We start from the raw sequence: 18,543 nt of genomic DNA, 5'->3' as shown, positions 1-18,543 counted from the left end.
GCGCTCGTCCGGCTCGCCACGGCGCGTCGCGCCCCGTATCATCCGCCGCAGTGGCCAAGCGCGATTACTACGAAGTCCTGGGTGTCCCTCGCGATGCCGACGCCGCGACGATGAAGCGTGCCTATCGCCAGCTGGCGATGCAGTTCCATCCCGACCGCAACCCCGACGACCCGAGCGCGGAGGACAAGTTCAAGGAGGCCACCGAGGCCTACACCATCCTGAGCGACGAGCAGAAGCGCAAGCGCTACGACCGCATGGGGCACGCGGCCTTCGAGTCACAGGGGCCAGGGGGCTTCGACCCAGGCGACTTCGGGTCGGTGGGTGACCTGCTGGAGGGGCTGTTTGGGGACATGTTCGGGCGCGGTCGGCGCCGCACGGGTGGGCGCGACCTCACGTACGACCTGCACATCGAGTTCATCGAGGCGGCGACGGGGGTGGAGAAGAACATCACGGTGGAGCGCCCGGGGCCGTGTGGCGACTGCACCGGGACGGGCGCCGCGCCGGGCACCAAGGTGGAGACGTGCGACGCCTGCGGGGGCCGCGGGCAGGTGCGGCAGCAGCGCGGCTTCTTCGCCGTGTCGCGTCCATGCACGACCTGCCGCGGCTCGGGCAAGCGCATCGCCTCGCCGTGTCGTGCTTGCGCCGGGACGGGCAACCAGCTGCGCCAGGAGGAGATGACGGTGCGCATCCCGGCCGGTGTGCAGGACGGAGCCGTGCGCACCCTGCGCGGCGCGGGTGAGGTGGCGTCCGGGACCGCCGGCGACCTGCACGTGACCGTGCACGTGAAGCCCCACGCGCTGTTCACACGCGAAGGCGCCGACGTGCTCTTGGAGGTGCCCATCAGCTTCCCCCAGGCGGTGCTGGGCGCGAACGTGGACGTGCCCACCATCGAGGGGCGCGTGACCATGAAGATCCCGCCGGGCACGCAGTCAGGCCGCTCGTTCCGGCTGCGCGGTAAGGGCATCCCCGTGTACGGCGGTGCCGGCAAGGGCGACCAGCTGGTGCGCGTGGTGGTCGAGGTGCCGGAGAACATCTCGCGCAAGCAGCGCAAGCTCATCCAGGAGCTGGCCGAGGAGCTGGGGGTGGACACGCACCCACAGCAAGCGGGCTTCTTGGACAAGCTGCGCGGGCTGCTCGAGTAGTCGAGCCCGCGCCGTCCACGGGAGGTTCCTCGCGACGCACACCGTGAGGTCTCGACCCGCTGAGCGCGCGGGTCCGCGGGTCAGTCCTGCGCGGCACCCAAAGCCCGCTCGAGGCCGAGCCACGTGTCGTCGGTCTCGCAGCGGGTCTCGGGGCGCTGGCGCAGGAAGGCCTCGATGGCCGGCATGCGCGCGATGGCGGCGTCCAGGGCTGGGTCCGAGCCCGCCTTGTACGCACCGAGCGAGACCAGGTCGCGCTTGGACTCGTAGGCCGCGAGGTGGGCGCGCAGGGCGTTCGCGTGCTCGCGCTGCGTCTCGCTGGTGACGGCCGGCATCACGCGCGACAGGCTCTGCAGCACGTCGATGGCCGGCCAGCGGCCGCGCGCGCCGAGGGCTCGGTCGAGCACGATGTGACCGTCGAGGATGCCACGCACCTCGTCCGCGACGGGCTCCTCCATGTCGCCCCCCTCCACCAGCACGGTGTACAGCGCCGTGATGGAGCCCGTCGCGCTCGTGCCGGCGCGCTCGAGCAGCTCGGGGAGGGCCGCGAAGACGCTGGGCGGGTATCCGCGTCGCGCAGGGGGCTCGCCGGCCGAGAGGCCCACCTCGCGGCCCGCGCGCGCGAAGCGGGTGACGCTGTCCATCATGAGCAGGACACGCAGGCCCTGGTCGCGGAAGTGCTCGGCGATGGTGGTGGCCACGTGCGCGCTCTTGAGGCGCACCAGCGCGGGGGCGTCGCTGGTGGCGCACACCACCACGCCACGGCGGCGTCCCTCGTCTCCGAGGGCGTCCTCCAGGAACTCGCGCACCTCGCGCCCACGCTCGCCGATCAGGCACGCCACGAACACGTCGGCCTCGGCCTGCCGCGCGACCTGGCCCAGCAGCGTGCTCTTGCCGACACCGCTGCCCGCGAAGAGGCCCACGCGCTGTCCTTCGCCGAGCGTGAGCAGCGCGTCGATGGCGCGCACGCCCGTGGCCAGCGGGCGGGTGATGCGCGGCCGGGTGAGCGGGTCGGGGGCGCGCTGCATGACGGCGCGGCGCACGCCGTGGATGGGACCGAGCCCGTCGATGGGCTCCCCGAGGCCGTCCACCACGCGCCCCAGCAGGCCGTCGCCGCACGTGACCTCGAGCGGGCGGCCGACGGCCAGCACGTCGTCCTCGGGGCTGACTCCGTCCACGCGTCCGAGCGGCATGAGCGTCGCGTCGGGCCCGTGGAAACCCACCACCTCCGCCAGCAGGGGGCCCGCGCCACGCCGATGGATCTGCACCAGCTCGCCCACGCGCACGCCAGGGACGCGGGCCTCGAGGCCGAGACCCACCAAGGACGTGACGCGGCCACGGGCGCGCAGGGGCTCTGCGGCGCCGAGCGCTTGGGAGAGCTGGCCGAGGGCCGGGGTGAGCCAGGAGGCCGGCGTGTCGGAGGAGGACATGTAGGGGAAGATGCGCCAAGGTGGGGAGGCGCGCACGTGGCGGGGTGGGGGGCGGTCGGGGTCACGGGTCCCGTTTCCCGCTTCCCGCTTCCCGTTTCCCTTTGCCCCGGGTTCCGAGCCCCTGGCCGGGAAACGGGACCGCCGAACCCGCACATGCGATCTCCCTGCGAGGCTGATATGCTGGCCAGCGATGACTTCCCCCAGGGGCCGCCTCCTGCTGCGCGTCGCTGCGTTGACCCTTGCCTGTGGCGTGTTGGGCGCGAGCGGGGTCAGCAACGCCCAGCGCCTGCTCACGTTCCGCTTTCGCCCCACCGCGCGCGCGCAGCTGGTGCTGTGGGTGGAGCGCGAGGACGGGACCTTCATGGGCACGCTGCGCCTGACGGAAGGCGTGGCGCGGCGCGGCATCGGCAACCGGCCGGGCGCCACGCAGATGAACAGCGGCTTCCACTGGCCCTATGGCCGCCGCGAGGGCGTGCTGCCGGTGTGGGCACATCGCCGGGCCGCGGCGCCAGGCGCCGAGCGCTTCCAGCGCGTCATCTTCCAAGACCGCCTCAGCGAGGGCTACGCGTCGCGCACGTCCAACGACCAGAGCCGCGACGACTACTTCTGTCTCTCCTTCAACACCGCGACCACCACCCGCGAGGCGCTCGACGCCGTCACCTGCGCCAGCGTGTTCAACAGCGACAAGGGGCGCTACGTCACGAGCGCGGATGTCACGGCCGGCTACGCCGAGCCCTTCGTCGTGGGCGCGGTCGAAGACATGCGGCCCCTGGACACCACCTCGCTCTACCCGCCGCGCCGCGACGTGGACGGGTTGGGCGGCGCCGACCACGAAGACGTGCGCGGCTTCCGTGAAGACGCGCTGGCCGTGATGCCCGAGCTCGACGCCATCGCCATGGCCACGCCCGCAGACGGCGTCGCGCAGATGGTTCAGTTCGCCGTGCCCGACGACTGGCCGCCCGGGGCGTACGTCGCCTACCTCGAGGTCAACGTCGAAGGGGACTACAACGCCCAGTACGACAACCTCGTCTACCCGACCCCGGTCAGCGAGCACTGGGACTACTGGGCGCAGACGTACGGCTATCCCTATCGCGGACAGCCCTCGGTGGTGTTCTCCGTGCCGTTCAGCATGGACTCGAGCGGCATGTACGACACCGACGTGCCCGCGGGCTACGGCGCGTTGCATGGCGAAGACGGCGCGCTGCGCGTCATGGACGGAAGCATCACCGACGACCCGTCCGCCGCGCCCGGCAGCGGCGCGGATCGCTTGCTGGTGCAGGGGGGCACGCGCTTCAGCGTGGACGTCGTGGCCACCAACGTGTGTGAGCAACCCATCCCGCCCCCCGAGTGCGAGATGGGCTGCAGCGGTCCGTCGGACTGCCCGAGCGGTTTCGTGTGTGGCTCCGAGGGCCGCTGTGTCGGCATGTGCGATCAGCCGCTGACGCCGCCAGCCGTCGTGGGTCTGCACGCCGAGCCCAACACGGACGTGAAGCAGAGCCACCACTGGGCCGACCTGCACTTCACGCCACCGGCCTTCGCGCGCGACATCGTCACCTATCACGTGCGCGTGAGCAGCACGCCCATCGTGGACCAGGCTTCGTTCAACGCGGGCATCCCGGCGCGCGGCGCCACGCTGGCCGATGAGGCCTTGGACATCTGCAACGGCGGGTGCCCAGTCGCCGGCACCGAGACCACCTACGGCGTGGGGCACCTCATCCCGCAGAGCACGACCTACATCGCCGTGCAGGCAGAGAGCTGTGGGCGTCGCGGGGACATCGCCACGACGAGCGTCACGACCACGGCCATCACGTTCACGACCGTCTCCCCGTGCTTCATCGCCACTGCTGCCTACGGCTCGCCGCTCGCTGCGGAGGTGGGCACGTTCAGGCGCTTCCGGGACCGCCACCTGATGACCAACGCGCTCGGCCGAGCGTTCGTGGACGCGTACTACGAATTCGGTCCCGAGGCGGCGCGCTCGCTCGACGAGCGGCCCTGGCTGAAGGAAGCTGCCCGAGCGTTCTTGACGCCACTCGCCGCCTTGTTGCATGACGACGCTCCGTGATCCTTCTCGCTGCTCATCCGCGTCGGCCCGCTGACCGCCGCGCTCCTGCTCCCCGCTCGTGGGCTGCGCGTGCGCTCGTCCTGTGGCTGGCTTTCGCCGCGCTCGCCGGCTGCGCGCACGTGCCTCCCTACGCGCGCGAAGAACTCACCCGTCCGGGCATGGAGTCCGAGAGCGAGGCCGAGGAAGACCGCTTCCGCTCGCACGTGTACGACGCCCGCGAAGGGGCCGCAGGGGGCCACGGCTCCACCGGCGGCGGCTGCGGGTGCAACTGAGCATGCGGGTGGCCTCGAAGGCGCGCGCCAGTTGGGTGCGCTCGCGGCGGGCACGCAGCGTGTCCGCGGCGGTGGCGTTGGTGTTGCTGCCGCTGTGCTGCGCGCGCAGCGTGAGCCGCGCCGACGAAGTGGACGGCGAGTGGTCCGGGCGCCTGACCCTGCTGGGCAACTACTACTGGGAGACCAGCACGCGCGTGGTGGCCCCCGAGCTGAACCTGCAGCTCACGTCACCGAACGGCACGGACCTGAGCGCGAACTATCTGGTGGACACGATCACCAGCGCCAGCCAGGCGGCTGGTGCCACCGTCGATGTGAGCTTCAACGAGACGCGTCATGATGTGACCCTCGGGGCCGGCCACGAATTCACGCTGGGGGACAACGCCCTGCAGTTCACCACAGGTGTCCACTTCAGCCGCGAGCCCGACTACACGTCCATCTCGGGCTCGCTGGGCGCAGCTCTGTTCCTGGACCAGCGCGCGACGACGCTGCACCTGACGGTGGGCTACCTGCACGACGAGGTGCGCCAGAACTATCGCGGGCCGCCTCCCCAGGCCAGCCCGGGCACCATCCTCGGGCTGTTCAACGAGGACTTCGACGCGTTGAGCATCACCATCGGGTGGGACCAGGTGCTGCAGCGCTGGCTGATCGCGGAGGTCAGCTACGACCTCGTCTACCTCAACGGCTTCCTCGCGAACGCCTACCGGCGCGTGATGATCGCGGGCGCGGCCGTGGGGGAGACCCACCCTGGCACGCGCATCCGTCACACCGTCACGGGGCGGCTCAAGGCGCACATCCGGCAGACACGCACGACGGTGCAGCTGCGCTATCGGGCGTACGTGGACTCGTGGGACATCGGCGCCATCAACCCCGAGGTGCGCGTCTACCAGCAGCTCACGCGCAATGTGGACATGCGGCTGCGCTACCGCTTCTACCGGCAGACGCACTCGTTCTTCTACGAGGACGACGACGAGGCCTACGCGCCCAACGCGCGCTTCTTCACCAACGACCCAAAGATGAGCGCCTTCCACAGCCACGAGCTGGGTACGCAGCTGCGCGTGGGCTTCGGGTTCCTCGAGGGCACGGCGCTCGACATGCTGCGCGGCGGGCGGCTGGACCTGAGCTTCAACTACATGTGGCGCACCAGCAGCTTCGGCGACGCCGTCACGGCGCAGGTCGGCCTCACCATGCCGTTCTGAGCGCACGGGCGGAGTCACCCTCGCGCCGACGACACGTCCCGTGATGGGCGGGGCGCCAGCGCGTGGGGGGGGGCGCCTCCAGGCGCTGACTCACTCTGGGCAGAAGTGCGACGGGTCGGCGAAGGCAGCTTCGAGCGCGGCGTCCTGCTCGCCAGGCTGAAGAGTGAGGTCCCAGTTGTCGCGGTTGGGGGCCTCGCTGCCGTAGGACCACGTGCCGTCGATGGTGATGGCGCCATCCGGGGCCGTCCCGAAGATGAACCGTACCTGGCCGGTGTCTCCGTCGTCGGTGCGCGTCGGGTCCTCGCACCACACGCCGCTGAACACGTCGCCGGAGAGCCGGCCGCGCACCGCGCCGCCGTCGTGGGCGTACGCGCCCCACACCTCGTCGCCTACCTGGCGCAGCACCATGGTGCCCCAGTCGCCGCGGTAGAGGCCCATGTACTCGGCGCCCGGGGGCGCGCTGCTGGCCGCGCCGCTGCCGCCTGCGGACGCGCCACCGCAGCCGGCCGCGAGCGAGAGGAGGAGGGCGGGGAGGATCTTCTTCGTGTACTTCATGCGCGCGAGGGTACGCCCTCTCGTTGGGGGCGTCAGCTGTCGCGTCGCACGCGAACCCTGAAGCCCAGCTGAAGCTCCGCGAGCTTGTCACGCGGGCGCCCCGAGAACGTCTCCACGCGGGCTGGGCGGACGTGCTTAGAAGCGAGCATGGACTTCAAGGAGCGGATGGTGTTGGGTGTCTTCGCGTGCTGCATCGGCCTGTGGGGCTGTGAGGAGTCGGCGGAGGTGCCCGCGGACGGCGGCACGGACGTGTCGCGTGATGGGGCGATGGACGCGACGACGGACCTGGCGGACATGGGACCTGCATGTCCGGCGGGCGACGTGATGATCACGGAGGACGTCACGGAGGACACGACGTGGAGCTGCCCGAGGTACCGGCTGTTCGGTCAGATCTTCGTGACTGGGAGCTCCACGCTGACGATCGAGCCGGGCGTCGAGGTCGTTGGGGACTCGACGGGATTTCAGCAAGGGGTTCTCGTCGTGACGCGAGGTTCGCAGCTCCACGCGGTGGGTACGGCTGCACAGCCCATCGTGTTCTCCTCGGGAGTAGCCGCCGGCAGCCGCGCGACGGGTGACTGGGGCGGCATTGCGTTGCTCGGCACTGCAAGAATCAACGCTGGGACCGACAACGCGGGCACTATCGAGGGCCGCCTCGAGGGCCTGCCGCCGACCGAGGATCGTGGCGTCTATGGTGGCGACGACAACGCGAGCAGCTGCGGCCACCTCGAGTACGTCCGCATCGAGTTCGCAGGTGCCGAGTTCGGCCTGGACAGCGCACGCAACGCGCTCACTCTGGCGGGCTGCGGTTCGGGGACCGAGATCAGCTACGTGCAGATCCACCGCGGATTCGACGACGGGATTGAGATCTTCGGCGGTACGGCCGGCATGGACCACGTCATCATCAGCGGCGCCGGTGACGACGGCCTGGACTGGGACCTGGGCTGGCGCGGCGACGTGCAGTTCCTCGTCATCCACCAGTTTGCGGGCATCGGTGACAACGGCATCGAGGCCGACAACCTGGGTAGCAACGAGGCCGCCACGCCCCGCAGCCATCCGCGCCTCTTCAACGTGACCATGGTGGGCAGCACGCGCGGCATGGTGCTCCGTGAGGGCACCCGCGGCCTCCTGCGCAACTTCATCATCCAGGATTGGGCCAGCGAGCCCGTGGACCTGCGCGCCACCACGAACGACCTGAGCATGGAGTGGCCGTCGCAGCTGTCCATCGAGAACAGCTTCTTCTTCAACAACGGCGCCTACACCGACGAGACCACCGTCGCTGCCGACAACGACGACAACGGTTTCGACGAGCAGGCCGCCATCGAGGACCCGGACCGCCACAACAGGGTGGGTGCCGATCCGATGCTCGGCTCCACGAGCATCTCCGCGCCGAACTACGTCCCGGCCAACACGGCGCTAAACGGCCAGGCAACCCCGCCCGCCAGCTTCGACACCACGGCTACCTATGCGGGCGCGTTTGCTCCCAACGGCACCAACTGGGCGTCCGGCTGGACGGCCTACCCGGCGAACTGACTCATGCGTACACGACTCACCTGGTTGGCCAACGTCGGGCCCGTCGTCATGGTCATGCTGCTGGCCGCATGTACCACAGCCCACGAGAGCGCAGCGGACGCGGGTCCCGACGGCGGCTCGACCGCTGACGCGAACATTGCGTTGGACGCTGCGCGCGATGCCGCGGACGCCGGACCCGAGTGTCCGACCGGCGACGTGCTGATCACCGAGGACGTCACGGAGGACACGACGTGGAGCTGCCCGAGGTACCGGCTGTTTGGTCAGATCTTCGTGACCGGGAGCTCCACGCTGACGATCGAGCCGGGCGTCGAGGTCGTTGGGGACTCGACGCAGTCTCCGCAGGGTATTCTCATCGTGACGCGTGGTTCGGAGCTCCACGCGGTGGGTACGGCTGCACAGCCCATCGTGTTCTCCTCGGGCAGGTCGGTTGGCGAGCGTGCCACGGGCGATTGGGGCGGCGTGGCGTTGCTAGGCAGCGCGACCATCAACTCCGGCATCGACAACGCAGGTGTACCCGAAGGATTGTTCGAGAGCATACCGCCCAACGACCCGCGCGGCTTGTATGGTGGTGACGACGATGCGAGCAGCTGCGGTCACCTCGAGTACGTGCGCATCGAATTCGCCGGGGCTGAGTGGGCTCCAGACGCCGAATACAATGCCCTCACGCTAGCTGGCTGCGGCTCCGGGACCGAGATCCGCTACGTTCAGATCCATCGTGCGTTTGATGACGGCATCGAGATCTTCGGCGGCACGGCCGGTCTGGACCACGTCATCATCAGCGGCGTCTTTGACGACGGCCTGGACTGGGACCTGGGCTGGCGCGGCGACGTGCAGTTCCTCGTCATCCATCAGTTCCCGAACATCGGCGACAACGGCATCGAGGCCGACAACCTGGGCAGCAACGAGGCCGCCACGCCCCGCAGCCATCCGCGCCTCTTCAACGTGACGATGGTCGGTAGCGCGCGCGGCATGGTGCTCCGCGAAGGTACCCGCGGCCTCCTGCGCAACTTCATCATCCAGGATTGGGCAAGCGAGCCCGTGGACCTGCGCGCCACCACGAACGACCTGAGCATGGAGTGGCCGTCGCAGCTGTCCATCGAGAACAGCTTCTTCTTCAACAACGGCGCCTACACCGACGAGACCACCGTCGCTGCCGACAACGACGACAACGGCTTCGACGAGCAGGCCGCCATCGAGGACCCAGACCGCCACAACACGGTGGGCACCGATCCGATGCTCGGCTCCACCAGCATCACCGCGCCGAACTACGTCCCGGCCAACACGGCGCTCAACGGCCAGGCGACCCCGCCTGCCGGCTTCGACACTACCGCTACGTACGCGGGCGCGTTCAGTCCCAACGGCACCAACTGGGCGTCCGGCTGGACGGCCTTCCCGGCCAATTGAGTCTCCACGGCCGGTTCGGGTAGGTGGCATCCCAGCGCCCTTCGGCCCATACCGAAACAGGTGAGCCCCGAGCCCCTCGACGCGGCGCGCTTTCGCGAGCGCGCTCTCCCGCGACTGCGGTTGCTCTACGCGGACCGCGCCCGTGCCGTGTTGGACGACCTGCTGCGCCGCATGGACGCGCACCCACGCAGGCCGCCGCACGGGTCGGGGGCGCGCTACAGCCAGGCCGATGTGGTGCTCATCACGTATGCCGACTCCATTCGCCGCGCCGGGGAGGCGCCGCTGCGCACGCTGGCCCGCTTCCTCGAAGAGCAGCTCGCGGGCGCCGTGAACACGGTGCACTTCCTGCCGTTCTGCCCGTCCAGCTCGGACGGTGGCTTCTCCGTCATCGACTACAAGGCCGTCGCGCCCGCGCACGGGAGCTGGGACGACATCGCTCGCATCGGCGCGCAGCACGACCTGATGATGGACCTCGTGCTGAATCACTGCTCGAGCGAGAGCGCGTGGTTCCAGGCCTTCGTGCGTGGGGAGGGTACGGGGCACGACTTCTTCCACACGCTCCCAGCCGACACGGACGTGTCGCAGGTGGTGCGCCCGCGCACGCATCCGCTGCTGCAGCCCTTCGAGACCGCGCGCGGCACGCAGCACGTGTGGGCCACGTTCTCGCGTGACCAGCCCGACCTCGACTACGGCAACCCCGCCGTGCTGCTGGCCATGGTGGACGTGCTGCTCACCTACATCGAGCGCGGCGCGCGCATTGTGCGGCTGGACGCCGTGGCCTTCCTCTGGAAGCGGCTGGGCACGCCCTGCATCCACCTGGACGAGACGCACGACGTGGTGAAGCTCATGCGCGACATCTGCGACATGGTGGCCCCCGACGTCATCCTGCTGACCGAGACCAACGTCCCCAACGATGAGAACCTCAGCTACTTCGGCGCCGGCGACGAAGCCCACATGGTGTACCAGTTCAGCCTGCCGCCGCTGCTGCTGCACGCGCTCTACGCGGGCGACGCCTCCGCGCTCACGGCGTGGGCCGCGTCGCTGCGCACACCGCCACCGGGCTGCACCTTCTTCAACTTCACGGCCTCGCACGACGGCATCGGCCTGCGCCCCGTGGAGGGCCTGCTGGACGAGCGTGAGCTCGAGCGCCTGGTGGCGGGCATGCAGCGCAACGGGGGCTTGGTGAGCTTCCGCGCCGTGGACGCGGGCAACCAGCGCCCGTACGAGCTCAACGTCGGCCTGTTCGACGCCCTGCGCAGCAGTGCAAAGGGGCGCGACCGGCTGCAGGTGCAGCGCTTCCTCGCGGCCCAGACGGCCATGATCGGGCTGCGCGGCATCCCGGGCGTGTACATCCATAGTCTGACGGCCACGCCCAACGACTACGAGGGCTACGACAAGACCAAGCACCCGCGCGACATCAACCGCCACCGCTGGGACGAGGCGGCCCTGCTGGCGCGTCTGCGACAGCCGAGGGGCTACGGCGCGCGCGTCTTCCGCGAGCACCGCCGGCGGCTCGCGTTGCGTCGCTGGCAGGCAGCCTTCCACCCCGACGCCAGCATGGAGGTGCTGCAGCTGGGGCCTGCATTATTCGCGTTCGAGCGCCTGTCGCTGGACGGCACTCAGCGCATCCTGGCGCTGCACAACGTCACTCCCGAAGAGCAGCGCGTGCCGATCGCTCAGCGCGCGCTCTCGCGCCTCCCGCGACGCTCCCTCGACCTGCTGAGTGGCGTCGACATCGACCGCAGCGTCACCGAGCTGCTGCTGGAGCCCTACCAGTGCATGTGGCTGGCTGGCGCGGGCTCCTAGCGACCGCGTGCACGCCATTGGTCGCGGGCCTCAGGCGTTGTCGGCCTCGACGGCCGCGTGCAGGCGCGGCATCAGGCTGGGGAGGGCGCTGCGCACGCGGTTCCAGCTGGGGATGAAGGGCACCTCCATGGGCTGGTTCAGGTAGTGCTCGCCGGCGCGCATGATGCTCTCGGTGAACACCTCCACGGCGCGCTCCTCGGCGTGGCGGTCGAGCGTGAGCCCGTTGATGACGGCGTCTGCGCTGTAGGCCTCGATCAGGTCGAGGGCCACGCGGTAGTAGCTGGCCTTGATGGTGCGGAAGGTCTCGGACGTGAGCACCTGGCCTTCGATGGCCAGCTTGCGGAACAGCACCTTGGCGATGTCGGTGCTCATCTTGGCGAGGCCCGCGTCGGCGTCCTCGGGGCTGAGCGCCTGGTGCTTGTGGTCGTAGATGTCGAGGATGTCCGCCTGGCAGATGCGGCTGGTGGCGAAGTTGCGGTACAGCTCGCTCAGCGTGCCCACCTCGAGGCCCCAGTCGCTCGGGATGCGCAGGTCGCTCAGCACGTCCGCGCGCACCGCGAACTCGCCCGCGAGCGGGTAGCGGAAGCTGTCGAGGTAGTCGAGGTACGCCAGGTTGCCCACGCTGATCTTCAGCGCGCGGATGAGGGGCGTCACGAACAGCCGCGTGACGCGCCCCTTGAGCGCGCCCCCGGCCACGCGCGCGTAGTACCCCTTCGAGAACTGGAAGCTGAAGGCCGGGTTGGCGATGGGGTAGAAGAGCCGCGCCAGCATGCCGCGGTCGTAGGTCTTGATGTCGCAGTCATGCAGCGCCACGGCCTGTCCGCGCCCAGACACCAGCGTGTAGCCCATGCAGTACCAGACGTTGCGCCCCTTGCCCCGCTCGCGGGGCGCGAGGCGCTGCTCGGCCAGCTCGGCGTCAAGCTCCAGCAGCCGCGGCCCGTCGTTCCAGAGGATGCGGTGGTGCTGCGGGAGGACGCTGAAGTACTCGCGCGCGTGCCGCCACTGGTCCGGGTCGGCGCGGTCGAGGCCGATGACGATCTCGCTCAGGTAGGGCACGTGCCGCAGCTCGTCCACGATGTGCGCGAGCGCGTCGGTCTCGAGCTCGGAATAGAGCGAGGGCAGGATGAGCGTCATGGGCCGCGCCTTCGCGAATTCGATCAGCTCGGCCTCGAGGTACTCGGTAGGCCGCTTGGTGATGTTGTGGAGCGTGGCCACCGGGCCGTTCTGGTGGAAGTCACCCATGCTGGGCCTCGGTCGCTGAGGGTTGCTGGTGCGCGCGCGTCGCGTCGTCGAGCGCGATGGCGAGCGTAGCGGCCCAGCCGGCGGGGCCAGGCAGCGCGGTGCGGTACTGCGGGCGCGCGCTCTCGAACGGGAGCCACGCGCCGGACGGCTTGCGCACGACGATGGCGACGTCCACCGCGTGTAGCAGCGGCAGGTCGTTTTCGCTGTCGCCGAGCCCGACGGTGGTCCACGTGCGGCTGGGGAAGAGAGTCTCGTAGTGGGCGCGCAAGAAGGGCACGGCGCGCCCCTTGTCCGTGTGGCCCATGACGTGCACGAAGCGCCCGCCGCGCGTCACGTGCAGTCCGGCGTCTTGCACGGCGCGCTCGAAGCGGACGAGCGCCTCGTCGGTGTCGCGCCAGACCAGCGGCTCCGTGCCGGCGCGCTGCTTGGCGCGTGCGGCGTCGTCCGTGCTGAGGCCGGTGAGCTCTGCCACGCCAGCCGCGTCGAGGTCGCCGAAGCCCACGAAGTCGAACCCGTGGGTGGCGCGGAGCTCGGTGAGTACGCGCCGGATGTCGGCGTAGGGCGCGCCATGCACCACGTGCTCGTCGGGTGCACCCGGCTCTCGCGCAGGCATGCACACCACGCTCCCGTTCTCCACCACGAACGGCGCGTCGTTGCCGAGCGCTGTGCGCAGCGCGCGCATCTCGGGCTCGGTCTTGCTGGAGGTGAGCACCAACACCGCACCCATTTGTGCCAGGCGCGTCACCATGGGTCGCGCCGGCTCGAAGCTGTACGTGTCGTGGTCGAGCAGCGTGCCGTCGAGGTCGGTGAACACCAGGAAGCTGTGGTCGGTCGCGAGCACTTCTGATGCACATAGCACACACGCCCGCGGAGCCTCGACTGAGGTCCTCGCTGCCGCCCGCAGCGCCGCGCTCAGTGCGCCAGGAGCATGCCTCGAGCTCAGAAGAACTGGTCGATCAAGATGGGGTTCCCGTCGGGATCCACCAACATGATGCTGGCCGCGCCCGACCCGCTCTCGTCGCAGCGCTGGGTGAGTTCGATGCCCTGCTCTTCCAGCTTCCGCTGCAGCTCGCGTACGTCCGTGTACTCGCTCAGCGTCTCCTTGCGGTTGTTGAGGCCCGGGTTGAAGGTGAGGATGTTCTTGTCGAACATCCCTTGGAACAGTCCGATCAGGTGCTCGCCGTTGGCCATGATGACGTAGCCCTGCGCGTCGTCACCGCCCGTGACGGCGAAGCCCAGCTTCTCGTAGAAGGCCTTCGACACGGCCAAGTCCTTGACCGCCAAGCTGATGGAGAATGCGCCGAGTTCCATGGGGCTCGTTGTACCACGTCGGCTCTGGCGTCGGCGCAACACGCGGACCAGCGTGCCGCACCAAGAAGCGTCTCTAGAGCGCGATGCAGGTTCGGCGCAACCCCTGGCTCGCCCGAAGGCCCGCAGGCGGCGCCTTGCCTGCGAACCTTCGTCCGGCGCCAGCGTCTTGCGGCGATCCTGATCTGCGCTCTAGCCGCAAACGCGGAACGGCCGCGCCCCCGAAAGAGCGCGGCCGTTCCGCGTGTTCAGCCGTGAGGCTCAGTTGGCCGGGAAGGCGCTCCAGCCGGCGGCCCAGTTGGTGCCGCCCGGGGCGAAGGCGCCAGCGTAGGTGGCCGCCGTGTCGACGAAGCCGGCGGGCGGGGTGGCCTGGCTGTTGACGGCGGTGTTGGCCGGGACGTAGTTCGGCGCGGTGACGCTGGTGGAGCCGAGCATCGGGTCGGTGCCGACCGTGTTGTTGCGGGCCGCGTCCTCGATGGCGGCCTGCTCGTCGAAGCCGTTGTCGTCGTTGTCGGCGGCGACCGTGGTCTCGTCGTCGTAGGCGCCGTTGTTGAAGAAGAAGCTGTTCTCGATGGAGAGCTGCGAGGGCCACTCGGTGCTCAGGTCGTTGGTGGTGGCGCGCAGGTCCACGGCCTCGCTGGCGAAGTCCTGGATGATGAAGTTGCGCAGGAGACCGCGCGTACCCTCACGGAGCACCATGCCGCGGGCGCTGCCGACCATGGTCACGTTGAAGAGCCGGGGGTTGCTGCGCGGGGTGGCGGCCTCGTTGCTGCCCAGGTTGTCGGCCTCGATGCCGTTGTCGCCGATGCCGGGGAACTGATGGATGACGAGGAACTGCACGTCGCCGCGCCAGCCGAGGTCCCAGTCGAGACCGTCGTCGGTGGAGCCGCTGATGATGACGTGGTCCATGCCGGCCGTGCCGCCGAAGAACTCGATGCCGTCGTCGAAGCCGCGGTGGATCTGCACGTAGCTGATCTCGGTCCCGGAGCCGCAGCCGGCCAGCGTGAGGCCGTTCAGCTCGTTGTCGACGCTCAGCTCAGCGCCAGCGAACTCGATGCGGACGTACTCGAGGTGACCACAGCTGCTGGTGTCGCTGTCTCCGCCGTAGACGGCGCGAGGCTCGGTCGGCGGAAGGCCCTCGAGGCGCCCCTCGAGGATGCCGGCGTTGTTGGTGCCAGCGTTGATGGTGGCGCTACCGAGCAGCGCGACGCCCGCCCAGTCACCCGTCGCGCGGGCGCCGGGGGCGTTGGCGGACGTGAAGACGATCGGCTCCGACTCGGTGCCCACGGCGTCGAGCTGGGATCCGCGCGTGACGATCAGCGCCGGCTTCGGGGTGCTGGCCGTGTCGCCGAAGATCTCGACGCCCGGCTCGATCGTGAGCGTGGAGTTGCCCGTCACGAAGATCTGGCCGACGAGCAGGTAGCTCGGGCAGCTCCAGGTGGTGTCCTCGGTGATGTCCGTCGTGATCATCACGTCGCCGGAGGTGGGGCAGGTGTCAGGGGTGCCCATGTCCATCGTGGTGGTCGTCGTGGACGTGGTGGAGGTGGTGGACGTCGTCGACGTGGTCGACCCGCTGTCGTCGCCACAGCCGGCGCCGAAGGCGGCGATGCCGAGCATCAAGGAGCAGAGTTGGATTTTGCGGTTCATAAGTTCCTCTTCGCTCCCTGATGGAGCATTCATTTCTAGTATTGGTAGTCGAGGCCGATGGAGAACGAGGCGCCGGGGGTGGTGCTGGACTCGAGGAAGTTTCCTTGTCTCCAGTCCTGCCTCTGAAACAAGATGTTCTTGAACTTCAGCTTGAGCTTCAGGTGCTCGTTGGCCTGCCACGAAGCCACGAAGTCGAGCTGATGGAACGGCATGCGCCGGATGTTCGGATAGAGGGTGTTTTCGTCGATGCGGACACCCACGTCCGTGACGCGAGGCCCGACCACGTTGTAGACGATGGCCGCCGAGAAGCCCGAGACAGGTTCGTCAAATCGAAGTGACAGATTGAAGACGAACGGGGCCTGGCCTGGCACAGGGACGTGATCTGGCACGGCACTTCCAGCGGTCTGGATGAGTGACAATTGTGAACGCAGGACGGTCGCGTTCGCGAGCAGGCTGAAGTGCCTGAGGCGCTCGTGGATGCGCTCGAATCCGACGGCGAGCTCGAGCTCGCCTCCGACCACGTAGCCACGGCCGGCGTTGCGGTAGCCCACGGCGTAGGAGATCGGGTCGAGGACCTGCGCGTAGATGTATCCGTCGAGTCCCTTGTAGAACGCAGAGAACGTGACGCGCTCCCGCTCCGAGAAGAACCACTCCCAACGAGCGTCGACGTTGTGGACGTTGGTGCTCGTGAGTTCGGGGTCACCAACTTCGTTTCTGTCGCGTTGAAAGTTGTAGTACAGAAACGGCGCGAGCTGGCGGACCTGCGGGCGCACCACCGTCATGCCGTAGGACAGACGGAGGTTCATGCCTTCGCGCAAGCCGTATTTCAGAGACGCCGCCGGGAGCACGTTGATGTCCGTGCGGTTCGTGCGGATGGGATCGTTGGTGGTCGGGAACGGGCTGGTGCTCTCGACGGACTGGTCGAACACCTCGAGGCGTGCGCCGGCGTTCAGGGTGAGGCTGCGTACGATGGGCGTGTCGAGGGTCAGGAATCCCGCATAGAGCGTCTGGTCCGAGTTGTAGCTATCTGTGGGGAACGTGAATTCCTGGAAGCGGGTGAGCGTCCCGATGCCCTCGTCGCTGAACAGATCCTCGACGGGCATGGCGTAGACCTCTTGGGGCATTTGGTCCAAGCCGCGCAGCAGACGGAAGCGACGGTTCAGCAAGGTGCGGTCCGAGCGGCGGAACGAACCGCCGACCAACAGCTGGGCCTCTCCTGCGGTGGTGGACCACAGCGGCATCTGCAGGTTGGTCTCCAGGCCGAAGTCTCGCTGCTGGAGGTCGCTGAAGAAGCGCTCGCCGGAGCCCGACTTCGCGAGCCACAGGATGTCGCCACCCTGGGAGCCGTAGGTGACCGAGCGGCGGTCCGGTTCGTTGCGCCGCCCGAGCCCAGCGAACGCCGTCCAACGCAGGCGCAGCTCCGTGTTTCCGAGGTTGCGGTGGTCGCCCCGCAGCTGCGAGAAGAAGAGGGTGCGCGCCAGGTACTGCAGCTGCCAGCGCTCCGCCTGCGCGCCCGTGTCGAGCTCACCGAGGATGCCGCGGTTGAGCTCGACGTTGTCCGAGGTGGTGCGGTTGAACAGGGCGAGGAAGCTGAGCGAGCTGTCGACGGACAAGTCCACCGACGTCGTGCCCATCAGGTTCAGGTTGACGTCGCGCTGCGCAGTCTCGACCTCGAGGTCATTGAAGCGCTGGAGGGACCCGTCGGGCGCCACCGTCGGGCGATAGCGGTTGACGCCCGAGGTACGCGCGGTGTCGTAGCCGTAGCCCGCGGTGAGCAGATAGCCAAAGCGACGGCCTTCGCCGAGTTGATGGGAGTTCCCAAGCGTTGCACCCACGCCGATGTTCGGGATGCCGGTGGACTGCTCGTACTGCCAACGGTTCGCGAAGCTCCGGCCGATCGCGTTGGCCTCGTCCAGACTGAGCCCGTTGCGCGAGGGGGTCACGAGCTGGTTGGGGACGGTCCCCGGCAGGTCGCGGGAGTGGTCGAATCCGGTCCAATCCCAGCGGCCGCCCTGGTAGTCGAGGGTCGGGCGGAACGTCGTCATGGTGTTGCCGCCCAAGCTGACGCCCAGCTCCAGCGTGAAGTCCGTCGGAAACTGCACCGTGCGGACGTCCACCACACCACCCGCCCACGAGGCGCTCATGTCGGGGAGGAACGTCTTGATGACCGCCAGGTTCTGGATGATGCTGGTCGGGAAGAGGTCGAGGTCGACACCTGGGATGTTCGGGTCCGTGCTGGGGACGGGCGTCCCGTTGATCAGCACCTGCACGTACTGCCCCTGCAGGCCGCGGATGATGGGCTGGTCGTTCTCGATCAACACGCCCGCCACTTGGCGAGCACCATCGGATGCGTTGCTCGCCCCAGCGCGGGTCATACCTTCGGAGGTGTTGATGTCCTGGGCGACGGCTGAAGCGGCCTGGACGGCCTGACCGGCCTCTTCGCCGGAGACGTCCGCGACGTACGTCACCTCCACGGCGTCCACGGCGACGTCGCTCTCCTCGTCGATCGGGTCGAGCAACAGGCGCACCGGCGAGATGCGGCCCTGTGTGACACGGATGACGATGCGCGCGCCGTGGTAGAGGTCGTAGTAGCTGCGCACGGTGTAGCGGCCGGGGCGCACGTAGAGGTGGAAGCGACCCTCGCTGTCGGTCAGCGTCGTCTCGGGGGTTCCGTCGCCGCGCTGGACGATCACGGGGGCGTCCGCCAGTGGAAGACCCGTGACCGAGTCGACGATCTCGCCGCCGAGGCCCGTGGTGGTGTCAATCGCGCGCGTCACGGCCGGGGTGTCTGGCTCGGGCTCTACCTCGGGTTCGCGCTCAGGCTCAGGCTCGGGCTCGGGCTCGGGCTCCACCTCGGGCACCGGATCGGCCGGTGGAGTGGTGTCCCCCGCAGGAGCCTGCGGCGTCCCGGCGTCGGCTGGGGGCACGCCCGCGTCCTGCGCGGCGGCCGGC

Annotated in this window: 14 protein-coding genes; 7 read left to right on the top strand and 7 right to left on the bottom strand. The window is 69.1% G+C overall.

Annotated elements, in window-relative coordinates; translation table 11 throughout:
• The first annotated feature begins 50 nt into the window (after window positions 1-50).
• Complete coding sequence (gene dnaJ, locus H6726_03010; GenBank protein ID MCB9656595.1) at window positions 51-1,142, top strand: molecular chaperone DnaJ; 1,092 nt, start codon at window positions 51-53, stop codon at window positions 1,140-1,142.
• Between the two features lie 80 nt (window positions 1,143-1,222).
• Here dnaJ and H6726_03005 read toward each other — a convergent pair whose 3' ends face one another.
• Window positions 1,223-2,569 (bottom strand): FliI/YscN family ATPase, encoded by a 1,347-nt coding sequence (locus H6726_03005; GenBank protein MCB9656594.1) that lies wholly within the window; start codon window positions 2,567-2,569, stop codon window positions 1,223-1,225.
• Window positions 2,570-2,759: 190 nt separating this feature from the next.
• Here H6726_03005 and H6726_03000 point away from each other — a divergent pair, with 190 nt between their 5' ends.
• The 3 genes from H6726_03000 to H6726_02990 all read left to right on the top strand — a co-directional run bounded on the left by H6726_03000 (window position 2,760) and on the right by H6726_02990 (window position 6,099).
• Window positions 2,760-4,631: a hypothetical protein gene (locus tag H6726_03000; protein MCB9656593.1), complete on the top strand. Its 1,872-nt coding sequence runs from the start codon at window positions 2,760-2,762 to the stop codon at window positions 4,629-4,631.
• Between the two features lie 158 nt (window positions 4,632-4,789).
• Window positions 4,790-4,903, top strand: coding sequence for a DUF4266 domain-containing protein (locus tag H6726_02995; GenBank protein ID MCB9656592.1), 114 nt, complete (start codon window positions 4,790-4,792; stop codon window positions 4,901-4,903).
• A 2-nt stretch (window positions 4,904-4,905) separates the two neighbouring features.
• Window positions 4,906-6,099: a DUF3570 domain-containing protein gene (locus H6726_02990; GenBank protein MCB9656591.1), complete on the top strand. Its 1,194-nt coding sequence runs from the start codon at window positions 4,906-4,908 to the stop codon at window positions 6,097-6,099.
• Between the two features lie 90 nt (window positions 6,100-6,189).
• On the opposite strand, the gene H6726_02985 is transcribed toward H6726_02990, so the two are convergent.
• On the bottom strand, window positions 6,190-6,654 hold the full coding sequence (locus H6726_02985) for a hypothetical protein (GenBank protein MCB9656590.1): 465 nt from the start codon (window positions 6,652-6,654) through the stop codon (window positions 6,190-6,192).
• Window positions 6,655-6,801: 147 nt separating this feature from the next.
• Between H6726_02985 and H6726_02980 the strand changes: the two genes are divergently transcribed.
• The 3 genes from H6726_02980 to H6726_02970 are packed head-to-tail and all read left to right on the top strand — an operon-like array spanning window position 6,802 to window position 11,394.
• Window positions 6,802-8,184: a hypothetical protein gene (locus H6726_02980; protein MCB9656589.1), complete on the top strand. Its 1,383-nt coding sequence runs from the start codon at window positions 6,802-6,804 to the stop codon at window positions 8,182-8,184.
• Window positions 8,185-8,187: 3 nt separating this feature from the next.
• Complete coding sequence (locus tag H6726_02975; GenBank protein MCB9656588.1) at window positions 8,188-9,588, top strand: hypothetical protein; 1,401 nt, start codon at window positions 8,188-8,190, stop codon at window positions 9,586-9,588.
• A gap of 60 nt (window positions 9,589-9,648) precedes the next feature.
• Entirely contained in the window at window positions 9,649-11,394 is a 1,746-nt protein-coding gene (locus tag H6726_02970; GenBank protein MCB9656587.1) for a sugar phosphorylase, read from the top strand.
• Between the two features lie 30 nt (window positions 11,395-11,424).
• Here the strand turns inward: H6726_02970 and H6726_02965 are convergent, their stop codons facing one another.
• The 5 genes from H6726_02965 to H6726_02945 form a co-directional block, all read right to left on the bottom strand.
• The gene (locus H6726_02965; protein ID MCB9656586.1) at window positions 11,425-12,636 is read right to left on the bottom strand and encodes a glycosyl transferase; all 1,212 of its coding nucleotides are present in this window, start codon (window positions 12,634-12,636) and stop codon (window positions 11,425-11,427) included.
• Window positions 12,629-13,477 carry an HAD-IIB family hydrolase gene (locus H6726_02960; GenBank protein MCB9656585.1) on the bottom strand — a complete coding sequence of 283 codons (849 nt, stop codon included), beginning with the start codon at window positions 13,475-13,477 and terminating at the stop codon, window positions 12,629-12,631. The genes H6726_02965 and H6726_02960 overlap by 8 nt, the downstream gene beginning before the upstream one ends.
• A gap of 98 nt (window positions 13,478-13,575) precedes the next feature.
• Complete coding sequence (locus tag H6726_02955) at window positions 13,576-13,947, bottom strand: VOC family protein (GenBank protein MCB9656584.1); 372 nt, start codon at window positions 13,945-13,947, stop codon at window positions 13,576-13,578.
• A 258-nt stretch (window positions 13,948-14,205) separates the two neighbouring features.
• Window positions 14,206-15,591 carry a hypothetical protein gene (locus tag H6726_02950; GenBank protein MCB9656583.1) on the bottom strand — a complete coding sequence of 462 codons (1,386 nt, stop codon included), beginning with the start codon at window positions 15,589-15,591 and terminating at the stop codon, window positions 14,206-14,208.
• 35 nt (window positions 15,592-15,626) lie between these two features.
• A complete protein-coding gene (locus H6726_02945; protein MCB9656582.1) occupies window positions 15,627-18,518 on the bottom strand; it encodes a TonB-dependent receptor in 2,892 nt (963 codons plus the stop codon).
• Between the last annotated feature and the right edge of the window lie 25 nt (window positions 18,519-18,543).

The organism is Sandaracinaceae bacterium, assembly GCA_020633055.1.
In the GTDB taxonomy this organism is placed as follows: domain Bacteria; phylum Myxococcota_A; class Polyangia; order Polyangiales; family Houyiibacteriaceae; genus JADJJE01.
Note: the sequence above shows the minus strand (reverse complement) of the source record. Positions and strands in the feature narration are given on the sequence as shown.